We start from the raw sequence: 14248 nt of genomic DNA, 5'->3' as shown, positions 1-14248 counted from the left end.
TCTGTGTGCTCTAGCTCACCTGCTTGGCCAATTGGAAATCCATGTATTCGTAAGCGATCTGTTGCGCCTGCGCGGTGTCGAAAGCGTCTCCCGACAGCGCGCCGCGCAACCACAAGCCGTCAATCAACGCTGCCAGTCCACGCGCTGCGCTGCGCGCATCTTCGAGCGGCAACACACGGCGGAACTCGCAGCACAGGTTGGAATACAGACGGTGATCGTTGATCCGCTGCAGCCTGTGCAAAGACGGCTGGTGCATGCTGGTGGCCCAGAAGGCCAGCCAGGTTTTCATTGCCGGGCCATTGACCTGGCTGGCGTCGAAGTTGCCTTCGATGATCACCTGCAGATGCGCCCGTGGGCTGCTGTCTGCCAGCGCCTGACGGCGCGCGGTGACGTTCTCGCTGAGGACGTTCATCAGATACCGCATCGTGGCGGCAATCAGGCCGTTCTTGTCCTGAAAGTAATGACTGATGATGCCATTCGAGACACCGGCCAAACGGGCGATCAGCGCAATGCTGGCGTCCCCCATACCGACCTGATCGACCGCTTGCAGCGTGGCTTCGATCAATTGTTGGCGGCGGATGGGTTGCATACCGACCTTGGGCATCTTGCACATCTCCTTAGGCCTTCCGGCAGACGAAAAACGGCTGTCGGATTGAGGGCCAGTCTATTTTGTTTTGATTGAACGTTCAATCAACAAAGAATAAGATCTGCGACAAATCGTCGCTGCTTACAGATTTTTCCTACATGTAAATGGCGATAAACCGACATCCGAAAATGCTTGAAACCTGCGTGGGGCATGGCGCGGTTCGCGGTTCGATGGACGTGTTGAATGGGCAAGACGCTCAGGGCCAGGTTTCGGATGAACGTCCGGACCTCGGCCACGAATGCGATTCGTAGCGCCATTTCGGCAGGTTCGGGCTTTTTTCGGGGTGTCTTTATATCACCCGCCGGTCGGCTGCCAACTAACCGATTGGTCGGGTTCCGTGTTGCCTTGTGTTCTTCTCTCGCACTGCCTGGAGCATTTGTGCCATGAGTTCTGCCTCGCTTATAAAGACCCCGCCCGAGAAGGTGACGGTCAACGGTTGGGTGTTTTACACCTCTACCGCGCTGATTCTGTTGTTGACCGCCATTCTGATTATCGCCCCGCAAGAGGCCGGCAGACTGTTGGGTATCGCTCAGGCCTGGTTGTCGCGCAGCTTCGGCTGGTACTACATGGTGGTGATTGCCGCCTACCTGGTATTTGTCGTCGGCCTGGCGTTTTCCTCGTACGGCAAACTCAAACTGGGCAGCAAGGATGACACCCCGGATTTCAGTTACGGTGCCTGGGCGGGGATGCTGTTCTCGTCGGGTATCGGTATTTCGCTGCTGTACTTCGGTGCTTCCGAGCCGCTGGACCACTACTTCAATCCGCCGGAAGGCGCATCGGCCACCAACATGGCCGCGCGTCAGGCGGTGCAGCTGACATTCCTGCACTGGGGCCTGCACGGCTGGGCGATCTACGCGCTGGTCGGCCTGGCTGTTGCGTACTTTGCCTATCGTCACAACCAACCGCTGGCACTGCGTTCGGCGCTGTATCCGCTGGTTGGCGAGCGTTGGGTCAAAGGCGCTGCCGGTCACGCAGTGGACGGCTTCGGCATGTTCGTGACCCTGCTGGGTCTGGTGACCAACCTGGGGATCGGCTCGCTGCAAGTGTCCTCGGGCCTGGAAAACCTGTTCGGCATGGAACACAGCAACACCAACCTTTTGATCGTGATCATCGTGATGAGCACCGTGGCGACCATCGCTGCGGTGTCCGGTGTGGAAAACGGCATCCGTCGTCTGTCCAACCTGAACATCGTGCTCTTCAGCGGTCTGTTGATTTTCGTGCTGCTGTTCGGTCCGACCCTGCACCTGCTCAACGGCTTCGTGCAGAACATCGGCGACTACCTCAACGGCGTGGTACTGAAGACATTCGATCTGTACGTCTATGAAGGCGACAGCGCCAAGTCGGATCGCTGGCTGGGCCTGTGGACTCTGTTCTACTGGGCGTGGTGGATTTCCTGGGCACCATTCGTAGGCATGTTCATCGCGCGTATTTCCCGTGGTCGTACCGTGCGTGAACTGGTCGCTGGCGTGCTGCTGATTCCGCTGGGCTTCACGTTGGCCTGGCTGTCGATCTTCGGTAACTCGGCACTGGATCTGGTGATGAACCAGGGGGCGGTGGAGCTTGGCAAGACGGCGCTGGAACAGCCGTCGATGGCGATCTATCAGTTGCTTGAACACTACCCGGCGTCGAAAGTCGTCATCGGTGTGTCGATCTTTGTTGGCTTCGTGCTGTTCCTGACCCCGGCCGACTCCGGCGCGGTGATGATGGCGAATCTGTCCTGCAAGGGCGGCAACGTTGACGAAGATGCGCCGCACTGGCTGCGGATCTTCTGGTCGGTGGTGATCACGCTGGTGACCATCGGTCTGCTGTTTGCCGGTAACTTCGAAGCCATGCAAACCATGGTGGTGCTGGCCGGTCTGCCGTTCTCGGTGGTGTTGGTGTTCTTCATGTTCGGCCTGCACAAGGCGATGCGCCAGGACGTGCAGATTGAACAGGAGCAGGCGCAACTGGCTGAACGCGGTCGTCGTGGCTTCAGCGAGCGCCTGACTCAGCTGGATCTGCAACCGAGCCAATCGGTGGTGCAGCGTTTCATGGACAAGCAAGTCAGCCCGGCGCTGGAAGATGCGACGGCGCAGATGCGTGCGCAGGGTCTGGAAGTGCAAACATTGCTGGGTAAATCCAAACGCTGCATGGGCGTGCGCGTCGAGATGGAAGAGGGCAACCCTTTCGTCTACGAAGTCAGCCTGGATGGCTACCTGGCGACCCCGACCGAATCGGCCCAGTCCGATGAAGCGCGTCAGCGTTACTACCGCGCCGAGGTCTACCTGCACAACGGCAGCCAGGATTACGACCTGATGGGCTTCACGCAGGATCAGATCACTCGCGATGTGCTCGATCAGTTTGAAAGCCATCGGCAGCTCCTTGGCCGGGTTTACAGCTGAGTTGTAGGTGGTGCGGTGTTTCTGTCTGAAGCACCGCGCCGCCTTCTTCGCGAGCAAGCCCGCTCCCACCTTGGAATGCATTTCAACTGTGGGAGCGGGCTTGCTCGCGAAGGGGCCATCAGCTACAAAGTTGATGGCCCCGATATCCCGATAAACAAAAACGCCGCGATCCTCTCGCGGCGTTTTTGCATCTGGGGTTCTTACCCCAGGTTCTTGCCCAGCAACGCGTGATACAGCTCGCTGTCGCCCAAGATCCCCACCACATGATTGTTGTCGTGCAGCACCAGTTTGTTGCCGGTCTGGTAGCGAATCTGCAACGCGTCACGCATGCCGATGTTCGAGTCCACCAGAGTCGGTTTACGCTCCAGCCCTTCCACCGCTTGCCCCGGTGCCCAGTTCTGCAGGTTCAGCACCGAACCGTTCTGCCGTGCACCCTTGATGGTGTTGCCTTCAGCCAGGTCCAGCCACGAGTCGCCACCCGGATCCAGACACACCGAACCGTTGATGCGTTTGCAGTTGTCCAGCGTGCGCATCAGGCTGCGGCCGCAAAGTACGTTGAGCGGATTGGTGTGGGCGACGAAGGTGCGCACATAGTCGTCCGCCGGGTTCAGCACGATCTCTTCCGGCACGCTGTACTGGATGATCCGGCCGTCCTTCATGATTGCGATGCGGCTACCCAATTTGAGCGCCTCGTCGAGGTCGTGACTGACGAATACGATGGTCTTGCTCAGCTTGCGTTGCAGCTCCAGCAGTTCGTCCTGCAGGCCCTGGCGGATCAGCGGGTCGAGGGCCGAGAACGGTTCGTCCATCAGCAGAATGTCGGCGTCCATCGCCAGCGCCCGGGCCAGGCCCACACGCTGCTGCATGCCGCCGGAGAGTTCATCGGGCTTCTTGTTGCGCCATTGGGTCAGGCCGACCAGTTCGAGCTTGTCGTCGACCAGCTTGCGGCGTTCCTTCTCAGGGCGGCCCTGCATTTCCAGACCGAAACTGATGTTTTCGCGCACCGTCAGCCACGGCATCAGGGCGAACTTCTGAAACACCATGGCGATGCGTTTGGTGCGCATCATCTTCAGTTCGGCCGGGGTGCAGGAGGCGATGTCGATCTGCTTGCCTTCATGCTCGACGAACAGCTTGCCGCGACTCACGGTGTTGAGGCCGTTGATGCAGCGCAGCAGGCTCGACTTGCCGGAGCCGGACAGGCCCATCAGCACGCAGATCTCGCCTTTGTTGATATCCAGGCTGGCCTTTTCCACGCCGACGATCTGCCCGGTCTTTTTCAGGATCTCGTTGCGGGTCATGCCCTGATCCAGCAGCTTGAGTGCCTCGCGTGGATCCTTGGAGAAGATTACGTCGACGTCTTCGAAGCGAATTATGCTCATGCGTCACCCCCTACTTTGGCGTCGGGTTGTTTGCAGATACGGTCGAGCATGATCGCCAGCAGTACGATCGCCAGGCCCGCTTCGAAGCCCAGGGCGATATCAGCAGTGTTCAGTGCGTTGACCACCGGTTTGCCGAGTCCGTCGGCGCCCACCAGTGCCGCGATCACCACCATCGACAGCGACAGCATGATGCACTGGGTGATGCCGGCAGCGATGCTCGGCATGGCGTGAGGCAGTTCGATCCGTGAGAGCAATTGGCGACGCGAGCAGCCGAAGGCCTTGCCGGCGTCCATCAGTTCTTGCGGGACATCGCGGATGCCCAGGTAGGTCAGGCGGATCGGCGCAGCGATGGCGAACACCACCGTGGAGATCAGGCCCGGCACCACACCCAGCCCGAAGAGGGTCAGGGTAGGAATGAGGTAAACGAAGGTCGGTACGGTCTGCATCAGATCGAGTACCGGACGCATTAAAGTGTAGAACATCGGCTTGTGCGCGGCGACGATGCCCAACGGCACGCCGATGACCACGCAGACCAGGGTCGCGAACATGACCTGGGCGAGGGTTTCCATGGTTTCCTGCCAGTACCCCAGGTTGAGGATCAGCAGAAACGAGGCAATCACAAAAACAGTCAGCCCCCATTTGCGCTGGATGAAATGCGCGAGCAGGGCAATGAGGCCGATCAAGACGAAAGGGTTGAACCAGGTGAGCGCAAACGTCACGCCGTGGATCATCGTTTCCAGTGTCACGGCGATTGCGTCGAAGGTGCTGGCGCCGTGTTGCGTCAACCATTCAACGAAGCCCGCGATGTACTGGCCTAAAGGGATTTTCTGATCAATCAGCATGGTAGTGAACGTCCGCATGCAAGGAATAAACAGCCCGGGCGAGCGAACTCGCCCGGCGTAAGGCAATTACTGTGCGAGCTTGGCTTTCACGGCCTCCAGGCCAGGTTTACCGTCAATGGTGGTCACGCCAGCGAGCCAGGTATCCAGCACCTGTGGATTCTTTTTCAGCCAGGCCTTGGCCGCCGCTTCAGGCTTCATCTTGTCGTCCAGGATGTTGCCCATCAGGGTGCTTTCCATGTCGACGGTGAACTCCAGGTTCTTCAGCAACTGACCGACGTTGCTGCATTCGGCGACGTAACCCTTGCGAGTGTTGGTCGCCACGGTCGCAGCACCGAAATCGGGGCCGAAGAAGTCATCGCCGCCGGTCAGGTATTGAATCTTGAAGCGCTTGTTCATCGGGTGCGGCGCCCAGCCGAGGAAGACCACGGCGGTGTCGCGTTTCTGCGCACGGTCGACCTGCGAGAGCATCCCCGCCTCGGACGATTCGACGACTTTGAAGCCAGCGGTTTTCAGACCGAAGGCGTCCTTGTCGATCATGCTCTGGATCAGACGGTTGCCGTCGTTGCCAGGCTCGATGCCGTAGATCTTGCCGTCGAGCTCTTTCTTGAATTTGGCGATGTCGGCGAAGTCATGCAGCCCCTTGTCGTACAGGGCTTGCGGTACGGCGAGGGTGTACTTGGCACCCTTGAGGTTGGTGCGCACCACTTCGACGGTGCCGGCATCGCGGTAAGCCTTGATGTCGTTTTCCATGGTCGGCATCCAGTTACCGAGGAACACGTCCATGTTCTTGCCGTCGGCCAGCGACTTGTAGGTCACGGGCACGGAAATCATGGTGGTCTTGGTCTTGTAGCCGAGGGCGTCGAGTACCACCGAGGTGGTGGCGGTGGTAGCAGTGATGTCGGTCCAGCCGACATCGGAGAAGTTTACGGTACTGCACTGAGCGGGTTCTGCAGCTTGAGCCAGTAACGGCAGACTCAGCATGGCGGCCAACAACAACGACGGGGAACCTTTCATGGATGGACTCCTTGGTGTTTTTTTTGGCAGTGTTCCGACTGGACCACCGCACTTATAGGTTGCGGTTGGATGGCGTTCTGGAGACAGCTCTACCACGGCGCCTTGCAATCGAGTCATAACGATCATGTACCAGTGAAAATCTGACGCCTACAGGGTGCGTCGTATCCAGTACAGGGATGGTCGTATCTAGTGTCAGTGACGTCGTTTACAGCTTTTTTCTGCCCCGATCGGCCATCTGGACTGCATAAAAACGGCGAAAAACCGGGGCGAAAACGGCGCGGCGCTGGTGGGCATGAGTGCGTCGGTGTCAGACGCCGGGCGACCTGACAAAAGCCTGATGATGCGGGCATTCCGGCGGATCGCAGCTTGAGCGTAGCAGCTCCGCCAGCGGGCGCTTAAAGCCCGGGAACGGCATCCTCAGGAGCTCTGCAGCAATGGCTATCAGCGTTTTCGACCTGTTCAAAATCGGCATCGGCCCGTCCAGTTCCCACACCGTCGGCCCGATGCGCGCCGCCGCTCTGTTTGTCGAATCGCTGCGCGACAGGCACCTGCTCGAACAGGTGCGTCGCATAGAAGTGCAATTGTTCGGCTCGCTGTCGGCTACCGGTATCGGTCACGGCAGCGACAATGCGGTGATCATGGGCCTGATGGGCGAGTGGCCGGACGCAATCGACCCGTCGCAGATCGGCCCGCGGATTCAGGCCTTGCGTGAAACCCACACCCTGCTGTTGGACGGCCGCCTGTCTGTGCCGTTTGTCTGGGCGCGCGACATGCGCCTGATCGACGAAAACCTGCCGTTCCATCCCAACGCCATGACCCTGATTGCCGAAGGCGATCACGGCGACATTCATCACGACACCTACTATTCGGTCGGTGGCGGTTTTGTGGTGGATCAGGCGCAGGCGTCCAGTGGCGTGGTCGATCTGGATCGCACCGAATTGCCTTATGACTTTTCCAGTGCGGTGGAGCTGCTGGAGCTGTGTAAACGGAACAACCTGCGTGTCGCCGAATTGATGATGGCCAACGAAAAGGTCTGGCGCAGCGAAGAGGAAATCCGCGCCGGGCTGATGAAGCTGTGGCGAGCGATGCAGGATTGCGTCGAGCAAGGCCTCAAGCACGAAGGCATCCTCCCTGGCGGCCTGAACGTGCGCCGGCGTGCGGCCAAGTTGCATCGCAGCCTGCAGGAATTGAACAAACCCAACGTGATCGGCTCGACCCTCAGTGCGATGGAGTGGGTCAACCTGTTTGCCCTCGCGGTGAATGAAGAGAACGCGGCGGGCGGGCGCATGGTCACGGCACCGACCAACGGTGCGGCAGGGATCATCCCGGCGGTGTTGCACTACTTCATGAAGTTCAGCGAAGCGGTCACCGACGCCAACGTCGTCGACTATTTCCTGGGGGCAGCGGCGGTGGGCATTCTGTGCAAGAAGAACGCCTCGATCTCCGGTGCTGAAGTCGGTTGTCAGGGCGAGGTCGGTTCGGCTTGCGCGATGGCGGCTGCAGGGTTGGCGGAAATCCTCGGCGCGTCGCCGGAGCAACTGTGCAACGCGGCGGAAATCGGCCTGGAACATAACCTCGGCCTGACCTGCGATCCGGTCGGCGGCCTGGTGCAGGTGCCGTGCATCGAGCGCAACGCGATTGCCGCGGTGAAGGCGATCAACGCGGCGCAGATGGCTTTGCGTGGCGACGGTCAGCACTTCATTTCGCTGGACCGGGTGATCCGCACCATGCGCGATACCGGTGCCGATATGCACGACAAATATAAAGAGACTTCGCGCGGTGGCTTGGCGGTCAGTGCGGTTGAGTGTTGAGTCAGCAATACCGAGTTGAGTTTTTCGCGAGCAGGCTCGCTCCCACAGGAGCGTGTATTTCAAATGTGGGAGCGAGCCTGCTCGCGAAGGGGCCAGACCAGTCAAAACTGCTCGCTAAGTGAACACGCATAATTCCACACGCCACCTTTTAGCGCGTCGTAATCAGATAAGAGTGTTTCCCACCCGCAGTGCGCCATTTGCACCACCTACCGTCCGTCACCCGTGCCTGCGGTGACACTCTGAAACAACCGTGCGCAAGCCCGTTCCCACAAGTGCTACCGATCTGCTCACAGGCAACGGGGCAGGGCTTTCAGCGCCGCTGATGGCACTTCTGACTACCTTTCGTCGGACGGCTCGTATAGACGCGTCGCGACGTCGTTTTCAGGAGTTATTGAACAGCCATTCAATTTTAGGCATGGCAATTGCTCTGTCATAACAAAGCCCGTCTCCCACGCGAGAACGCGGCAATAACAAGAGCCTCCGCCTGAGGCCATCACCCGCTTTGTGTGAGGAGATACCGCGATGACGTCGTTCAACTCCGGGGCCCAACCCCAGAACCGTGCGCCTCAATCCATCGGCTTTCTGCTGCTGGACAATTTCACGCTTATTTCTCTGGCCTCCGCAGTAGAACCTCTACGCATGGCCAACCAATTGTCCGGTCGTGAGCTGTATCGCTGGAGCACCCTCACCGTCGATGGCGGCCAGGTGTGGGCCAGTGACGGTCTGCAAATCACTCCCGATGCCTCCATGCACAAAGCCCCGCCCCTGGACACCGTGATCGTCTGCGGCGGCATTGGTATTCAACGCACCGTGACCCGTGAGCACGTTTCATGGCTGCAAAGCCAGGCGCGTCAGTCCAAGCGTCTCGGCGCCGTGTGCACCGGCAGTTGGGCACTGGCCTGCGCCGGCCTGCTCGACGGTTTTGATTGCAGCGTGCACTGGGAATGTCTGGCGGCGATGCAGGAAGCTTTCCCGCGTGTGGCGATGAGTACGCGTCTGTTCACCCTCGACCGTAACCGTTTCACCAGCTCCGGCGGCACCGCGCCACTGGACATGATGCTGCACCTGATCAGCCGCGATCATGGCCGCGAACTGTCCGCCGCGATCTCGGAAATGTTTGTCTACGAACGCATCCGCAACGAGCAGGATCACCAGCGCGTGCCGCTCAAGCACATGCTCGGCACCAATCAGCCGAAGCTGCAGGAAATCGTTGCGCTGATGGAAGCCAACCTCGAAGAGCCGATCGACCTCGACGAGCTGGCGGTGTACGTCGCCGTGTCGCGTCGACAGCTGGAGCGGCTGTTCCAGAAGTACCTGCACTGCTCGCCGTCGCGCTACTACCTGAAGCTGCGCTTGATTCGTGCGCGGCAACTGCTCAAGCAGACGCCGATGTCGATCATCGAAGTCGCCTCGGTGTGTGGTTTCGTGTCGACGCCGCACTTCTCCAAGTGCTACCGCGAATACTTCGGCATTCCGCCGCGTGACGAGCGCGTAGGCTCCAACACCACGCAGCAAGTGGCGATGCTGCCGCTGCCGCAGGCGATCGTGATGTCGCCGCTGTCGGGGCCGATGTCGGCGTTGAGTCAGGCGCGTAATGAGTCGACGTTTGCCAGCGTAAGGCTGTAGATCGCGTCATCGTTCTTCGCGAGCAGGCTCGCTCCCACATACGAATGCATTCCAATGTGGGAGCGAGCCTGCTCGCGAATGGATTTTCAGGCGCTGTGGCTTTGCTGGTAATCCGCCAATGCTGGCAGCAACTGCTTGTCGATCGCCTGACGAACCGCAGGCTGAATACTGGCTCCGCTGGTGTACATGTCCTTGACCATTTTGCGCAGTTCAAACGCACGAACATTATCCAGACCGCGCACCGCACACTCACAGGCCTGCTCGGCGGTTGAACCGCTCGGCACTTGAAAACCCAATGCCTTGAGCTGGCCCAACAGGTCTTCCTGATCTATCAAATCGGCGTACATCATGGCGCGAATCCTTCTTCGGTAACGGAGGTCGTGGCTCGATTCTGGTAGGCATGCGCAGTGACGGCAAGGGCGATTTGTCGCAGTGGCCGCGACGGCTATGAACAGGTCGTTTTCGGCTAACTCGGTGCAAAGGGGAGTGGGCACACTGGGCTCAGCTCGCTACACGACGGTTTGGTCACCCTCGACTGGCAGCTCCTCAACAGTACCCTCTGCCCCGATCCTGTCACGGCTTGTATCGGGGCTTTTTTTGCTTGTGAATCCGAAAGAGGCGGGTTGTTGGATCTGGCGCTTTCGCGAGCAAGCCCGCTCCCACAGGTGACCGCGTTCATTCATGTGGGAGCGAGCCTGATCGCGAAGAACGATGACGCGCTCTAGCGTTGCAACACCAGAATCCGCGACAACAACTCATCCCGGTCGATGTAGCAGCCCTGGAAATGCCGCGCCCCGGTGGCCGGGTCAAACGCATTGCGCGCATGCAATGTGCGGCGATTATCGAAGCACCACAGCTCGCCCGGATTGAGCCGCTGCATCAGGCGAAAGCGTGGTTCGCGGGTCATCGCGATCAAGCGTCGATAGGCGCGATACAGCAGCGGCATCTGCTCCACGGAGGTATCGAACGCCCCGCGCAGAAAGTTCGCCATGCGAATCTCTGCCACTCGCCCTGACGCATCCAGCGCAATGATCGGCGCCAGGCAGCGATAGTCGCTGTGGCGATCCTTGTTGCGGAATTCCACGGTGATTTCGCACAGCGCCTGAAACAGCTCCGGGTCTTCCTGACGCAACGCGTCGGCAATCGCGAAGCCATCGACAAAAATACTATCGCCACCTTTGGCGTCATTCACCAGGCAATGCAGAAATTGCAGCCCCGGTTGCAACTCGCGGGTCGGCAGATCCGTGTGCAGCGGCAGGTTGAAAGCGGTGTAGGCGTTGCTGTCGGCATCGGCCTTGGACTGCACGTTGAACAGCACGCCGAAGTTGCTCTCGCGGATGAACGAAATGCGCTGGGCGATCAGCTTCAGCGAACCCGGTTCGGCAGGTACGCCGCGCACCAGGGTCAGGCCGATGTCGCGCACCGCGATCAGCCATTGCAACAGGGCGCCGTTGTCATCCATCAGCGCGGCGTAGTCGAACACTGGCAACTGCAAATCGCTGCGCCACAAATACGCCTTGGGCTTGGCGCTCAGGCGCTCGGCCCGGGAGGCGTCGTCATAGGCGTGGGCACGTAACCAGCCGGGGTCGAAGCGGCTGCGGTGGCCGTCCTGCCAGTCGACGCGCAGGCAGCCGTCGCTGTCGATCTGGGCACTGGCGGGGGCGAGATCCGGTACGGCATCGACGATCTCGAACACCTGCTCGCGAGTGACGCTGTAGACGCACTGGTGGCACGGGCAGTTATCCCGCAGCCAGACGTGGTGGAACGGGCTGGTGCGGCCATCGGCCCAGGCAATCGAAACGCGATCCGCCAGACTCTGCACGCCGCTCAGCGCGCTGATCAACGGATAAGTACGGAAATCGGCAACAGCGGCAGCGGTGTTCATGGCGGTTCCTTGCGTTGGAGGGATTACCGGGCGGGTGGCAGGGCAATGACGCGGCCGATGTGAACCGGGGCGGGCAAGTCGACTTGTTCGGCGACGGTGGCTTGCAGACGGCTCAGGGTGTCCGGAGTGAATGGCGCCGAACGTGGGCCGGCGAGGTCGACGTGCAGCAACATCTGTTCGTTGCCGGCCAGTTCCTTGTCGTCATCGAGCAAGTGCAGGCTGTGATAGAGGTGCAGGCGTTTACTGTCGTGGCCGATGATCTGCGTGCGCACTTCGACCTCGGCGTCGAGCTTCACTTCGTGCAGGTAGTTGAGGTGCAGTTCAAGGGTGAACAGCGAATGGCCGCTGGCTTCGCGGTTGTTGCTGTCCATGCCGAGGCGATCCATCAGGGCGTCGGTGGCGTAGCTGAAAATCAGCAGGTAGAAGGCGTCGCGCAGATGGCCGTTGTAGTCGACCCAGTCGGGGATGATGCGGGTCTGGTAGGTGGTGAGGCTGGGCATGGTTTCAGATCCAACATTGATGGTGGCTGGGCTGCCGTCTTCGCGAGCAGGCTCGCTCCCACATTGGAATGCATTTCAACTGTGGGAGCGAGCCTGCTCGCGAAGGGACCGGAGCTGCTGAGCAAGGATTACTCGCTGAAACTCATCCCGTGCTTTTCCTTGGTGGTTTTCACCGCCTCCAGCACCGCCAGCAGGCAATCATCACGATAGCGCTCCAGCGCCGAAATGCTGTGGCGGCCGAGCTGGTCGCTGGTGCCATCGACCACATCGTCAATCAGCTTCTCGGTCAGTTCCGGCGCCGGCAGATACGTCCATGGCAACTGCAATGCCGGGCCGAACTGCGACATGAAGTGACGCATCCCGGCATCGCCACCGGCCAGCGTATACGTCAGGAAAGTGCCCATGAACGACCAGCGCAGACCGGCGCCAAAACGGATCGCATCATCAATCTCGCCAGTAGTCGCCACGCCGTCGTTGACCAGGTGCAGCGCCTCACGCCACAACGCTTCGAGCAAGCGGTCAGCGATGAACCCCGGCACTTCCTTGCGCACGTGCAGCGGGCGCATGCCAAGGGACTCGTAGACTTTCATCGCCGCTTGCACAGCTTCGGGTGCGGTGTTCTTGCCGCCCACCACTTCCACCAGCGGCAACAGGTAAACCGGATTGAACGGGTGGCCGACCACGCACCGCTCGGGATGCGTCGAACTCTCGTAGAACTCGCTCGGCAACAGGCCGGAAGTACTCGAGCCGATCAGCGCATCGGGTTTGGCCGCCGCGCTGATCTTGCTGTGCAGATCGAGTTTCAGCTCAAGGCGTTCCGGGGCGCTTTCCTGGATGAAGTCGGCATCGCGCACGCATTCCTCGATGGTCGCGACAAAGCGCAGACGATCCTGCGAGGCGCCGGGCGCCAGACCGTTTTTCTCCAGCGCGCCCCAGGCATTCGCCACGCGTTTGCGCAGCGCGGCTTCAGCGCCAGGCGCCGGGTCCCAGGCCACCACGTCGAGGCCATGGGCGAGGGCACGCGCGACCCAGCCGCTGCCGATGACACCGCTGCCGAGGGCGGCGAAAGTTTTGATGTCGGTGATAAAGCTCATGGTCATGTCCTGAAAAGTTCGCAGAACCCTGTGGGGCGGGCTTGCTCGCGAAGAGGCCGGAACATCCGACGCATCTTTATGAGCAGAGCCAGCGCCTTCGCGAGCAAGCCCGCTCCCACAGGGGCAAATGAGTGATTGTTCAGCCGCGCTGGGTCAGGCCCATCTTCTTGCGGCCCTCGGCCGGGGTCAGCACCCGGGCGCCGAGGCGGCTGAGGATCTCGGTAGCGCGCTCGACCAACTGGCCGTTGGTTGCCAGCACGCCCTTGTCCAGCCACAGGTTGTCTTCCAGCCCGACCCGCACGTTGCCGCCGAGCAGCACCGCTTGCGCGGCCATCGGCATCTGCATGCGGCCGATGCCGAATCCGGCCCACACCGCGTCTTCGGGCAGGTTGTCGACCATGGCTTTCATGGTGGTCGTGTCGGCCGGCGCGCCCCACGGGATGCCCAGGCACAGCTGGAACAGCGGGTTGTCGAGCAAGCCTTCCTTGATCATCTGCTTGGCGAACCACAGATGACCGGTGTCGAAAATTTCCAGCTCGGCCTTCACGCCCAGCTCGGTGATGCGCTTGGCGCCGGCGCGCAGCTGCGCCGGAGTGGAGACGTAAATCGTGTCGCCGTCGCCGAAGTTCAGGGTGCCGCAATCGAGGGTGCAGATTTCCGGCAGCAGTTGTTCAACGTGGGCCAAACGGGTCAGCGGGCCGACCAGGTCGGTGTTCGGGCCGAATTCCATCGGGTTCTCGCCAGCACCGATTTCCAGGTCGCCGCCCATGCCGGCGGTGAGGTTGACGATGATGTCGACGTCGGCCTCGCGGATGCGCTCCATCACTTCGCGGTACAGCGCCACGTCACGGCTGAACTTGCCGGTCTGCGGGTCGCGTACATGGCAGTGCACGACGGTGGCGCCGGCCTTGGCCGCTTCCACCGCGGCTGCGGCGATCTGTTTCGGGGTGACCGGCACGTGAGGGCTCTTGGCGGTCGTGTCGCCAGCACCGGTGAGTGCGCAGGTGATGATGACGTCGTGGTTCATGGTGCGGTTTCCTTCAGGCGTGAGGGGTCTGTTCGCAGCCCTG

The 14248-nt window shown here is 60.6% G+C and carries 12 protein-coding genes; 3 read left to right on the top strand and 9 right to left on the bottom strand.

Features of this window, described 5'->3' with window-relative positions; genetic code table 11:
• Positions 1-10: 10 nt before the first annotated feature.
• Positions 11-604 (bottom strand): transcriptional regulator BetI, encoded by a 594-nt coding sequence (gene betI / locus AC0J41_RS24265; RefSeq protein ID WP_025108530.1) that lies wholly within the window; start codon positions 602-604, stop codon positions 11-13.
• Positions 605-1029: 425 nt separating this feature from the next.
• On the opposite strand from betI, the gene betT reads away from it, so the two are divergent.
• Positions 1030-3027 (top strand): choline BCCT transporter BetT, encoded by a 1998-nt coding sequence (betT, locus tag AC0J41_RS24260; protein WP_025108531.1) that lies wholly within the window; start codon positions 1030-1032, stop codon positions 3025-3027.
• Positions 3028-3227: 200 nt separating this feature from the next.
• On the opposite strand, the gene choV is transcribed toward betT, so the two are convergent.
• The 3 genes from choV to AC0J41_RS24245 form a co-directional block, all read right to left on the bottom strand.
• Entirely contained in the window at positions 3228-4406 is a 1179-nt protein-coding gene (gene choV, locus AC0J41_RS24255; RefSeq protein WP_025108532.1) for a choline ABC transporter ATP-binding protein, read from the bottom strand.
• A complete protein-coding gene (gene choW / locus AC0J41_RS24250) occupies positions 4403-5248 on the bottom strand; it encodes a choline ABC transporter permease subunit (RefSeq protein WP_007962645.1) in 846 nt (281 codons plus the stop codon). The genes choV and choW overlap by 4 nt, the downstream gene beginning before the upstream one ends.
• A gap of 66 nt (positions 5249-5314) precedes the next feature.
• Complete coding sequence (locus AC0J41_RS24245) at positions 5315-6262, bottom strand: choline ABC transporter substrate-binding protein (RefSeq protein WP_025108533.1); 948 nt, start codon at positions 6260-6262, stop codon at positions 5315-5317.
• A gap of 434 nt (positions 6263-6696) precedes the next feature.
• Between AC0J41_RS24245 and AC0J41_RS24240 the strand changes: the two genes are divergently transcribed.
• The gene (locus AC0J41_RS24240) at positions 6697-8073 is read left to right on the top strand and encodes an L-serine ammonia-lyase (RefSeq protein WP_473013797.1); all 1377 of its coding nucleotides are present in this window, start codon (positions 6697-6699) and stop codon (positions 8071-8073) included.
• A 522-nt stretch (positions 8074-8595) separates the two neighbouring features.
• Positions 8596-9699, top strand: coding sequence for a choline metabolism transcriptional regulator GbdR (gene gbdR, locus AC0J41_RS24235; RefSeq protein WP_007949927.1), 1104 nt, complete (start codon positions 8596-8598; stop codon positions 9697-9699).
• An 86-nt stretch (positions 9700-9785) separates the two neighbouring features.
• Here the strand turns inward: gbdR and AC0J41_RS24230 are convergent, their stop codons facing one another.
• The 5 genes from AC0J41_RS24230 to cdhC all read right to left on the bottom strand — a co-directional run bounded on the left by AC0J41_RS24230 (position 9786) and on the right by cdhC (position 14205).
• The gene (locus AC0J41_RS24230) at positions 9786-10049 is read right to left on the bottom strand and encodes a hypothetical protein (RefSeq protein ID WP_007962640.1); all 264 of its coding nucleotides are present in this window, start codon (positions 10047-10049) and stop codon (positions 9786-9788) included.
• A 371-nt stretch (positions 10050-10420) separates the two neighbouring features.
• Positions 10421-11584 carry a gamma-butyrobetaine dioxygenase gene (locus AC0J41_RS24225; protein WP_473013796.1) on the bottom strand — a complete coding sequence of 388 codons (1164 nt, stop codon included), beginning with the start codon at positions 11582-11584 and terminating at the stop codon, positions 10421-10423.
• Positions 11585-11607: 23 nt separating this feature from the next.
• Positions 11608-12084 (bottom strand): thioesterase family protein, encoded by a 477-nt coding sequence (locus AC0J41_RS24220; protein ID WP_473013795.1) that lies wholly within the window; start codon positions 12082-12084, stop codon positions 11608-11610.
• 128 nt (positions 12085-12212) lie between these two features.
• Positions 12213-13178, bottom strand: coding sequence for an L-carnitine dehydrogenase (locus AC0J41_RS24215; protein WP_473013794.1), 966 nt, complete (start codon positions 13176-13178; stop codon positions 12213-12215).
• A gap of 139 nt (positions 13179-13317) precedes the next feature.
• Entirely contained in the window at positions 13318-14205 is an 888-nt protein-coding gene (cdhC, locus tag AC0J41_RS24210; protein ID WP_473013793.1) for a 3-dehydrocarnitine:acetyl-CoA trimethylamine transferase CdhC, read from the bottom strand.
• Positions 14206-14248: the final 43 nt, after the last annotated feature.

The sequence above is a fragment of the Pseudomonas sp. Arb-4-2C genome, assembly GCF_055755015.1.
This window is presented reverse-complemented; position numbering and strand designations above follow the sequence as displayed.

Bases quoted from the DNA above. Each gene is read 5' to 3' on its own strand.
- betI (WP_025108530.1), bottom strand. From the start codon at position 604: ATGCCCAAGGTCGGTATGCAACCCATCCGCCGCCAACAATTGATCGAA.
- betT (WP_025108531.1), top strand. From the start codon at position 1,030: ATGAGTTCTGCCTCGCTTATAAAGACCCCGCCCGAGAAGGTGACGGTC.
- choV (WP_025108532.1), bottom strand. From the start codon at position 4,406: ATGAGCATAATTCGCTTCGAAGACGTCGACGTAATCTTCTCCAAGGAT.
- choW (WP_007962645.1), bottom strand. From the start codon at position 5,248: ATGCTGATTGATCAGAAAATCCCTTTAGGCCAGTACATCGCGGGCTTC.
- AC0J41_RS24245 (WP_025108533.1), bottom strand. From the start codon at position 6,262: ATGAAAGGTTCCCCGTCGTTGTTGTTGGCCGCCATGCTGAGTCTGCCG.
- AC0J41_RS24240 (WP_473013797.1), top strand. From the start codon at position 6,697: ATGGCTATCAGCGTTTTCGACCTGTTCAAAATCGGCATCGGCCCGTCC.
- gbdR (WP_007949927.1), top strand. From the start codon at position 8,596: ATGACGTCGTTCAACTCCGGGGCCCAACCCCAGAACCGTGCGCCTCAA.
- AC0J41_RS24230 (WP_007962640.1), bottom strand. From the start codon at position 10,049: ATGATGTACGCCGATTTGATAGATCAGGAAGACCTGTTGGGCCAGCTC.
- AC0J41_RS24225 (WP_473013796.1), bottom strand. From the start codon at position 11,584: ATGAACACCGCTGCCGCTGTTGCCGATTTCCGTACTTATCCGTTGATC.
- AC0J41_RS24220 (WP_473013795.1), bottom strand. From the start codon at position 12,084: ATGCCCAGCCTCACCACCTACCAGACCCGCATCATCCCCGACTGGGTC.
- AC0J41_RS24215 (WP_473013794.1), bottom strand. From the start codon at position 13,178: ATGAGCTTTATCACCGACATCAAAACTTTCGCCGCCCTCGGCAGCGGT.
- cdhC (WP_473013793.1), bottom strand. From the start codon at position 14,205: ATGAACCACGACGTCATCATCACCTGCGCACTCACCGGTGCTGGCGAC.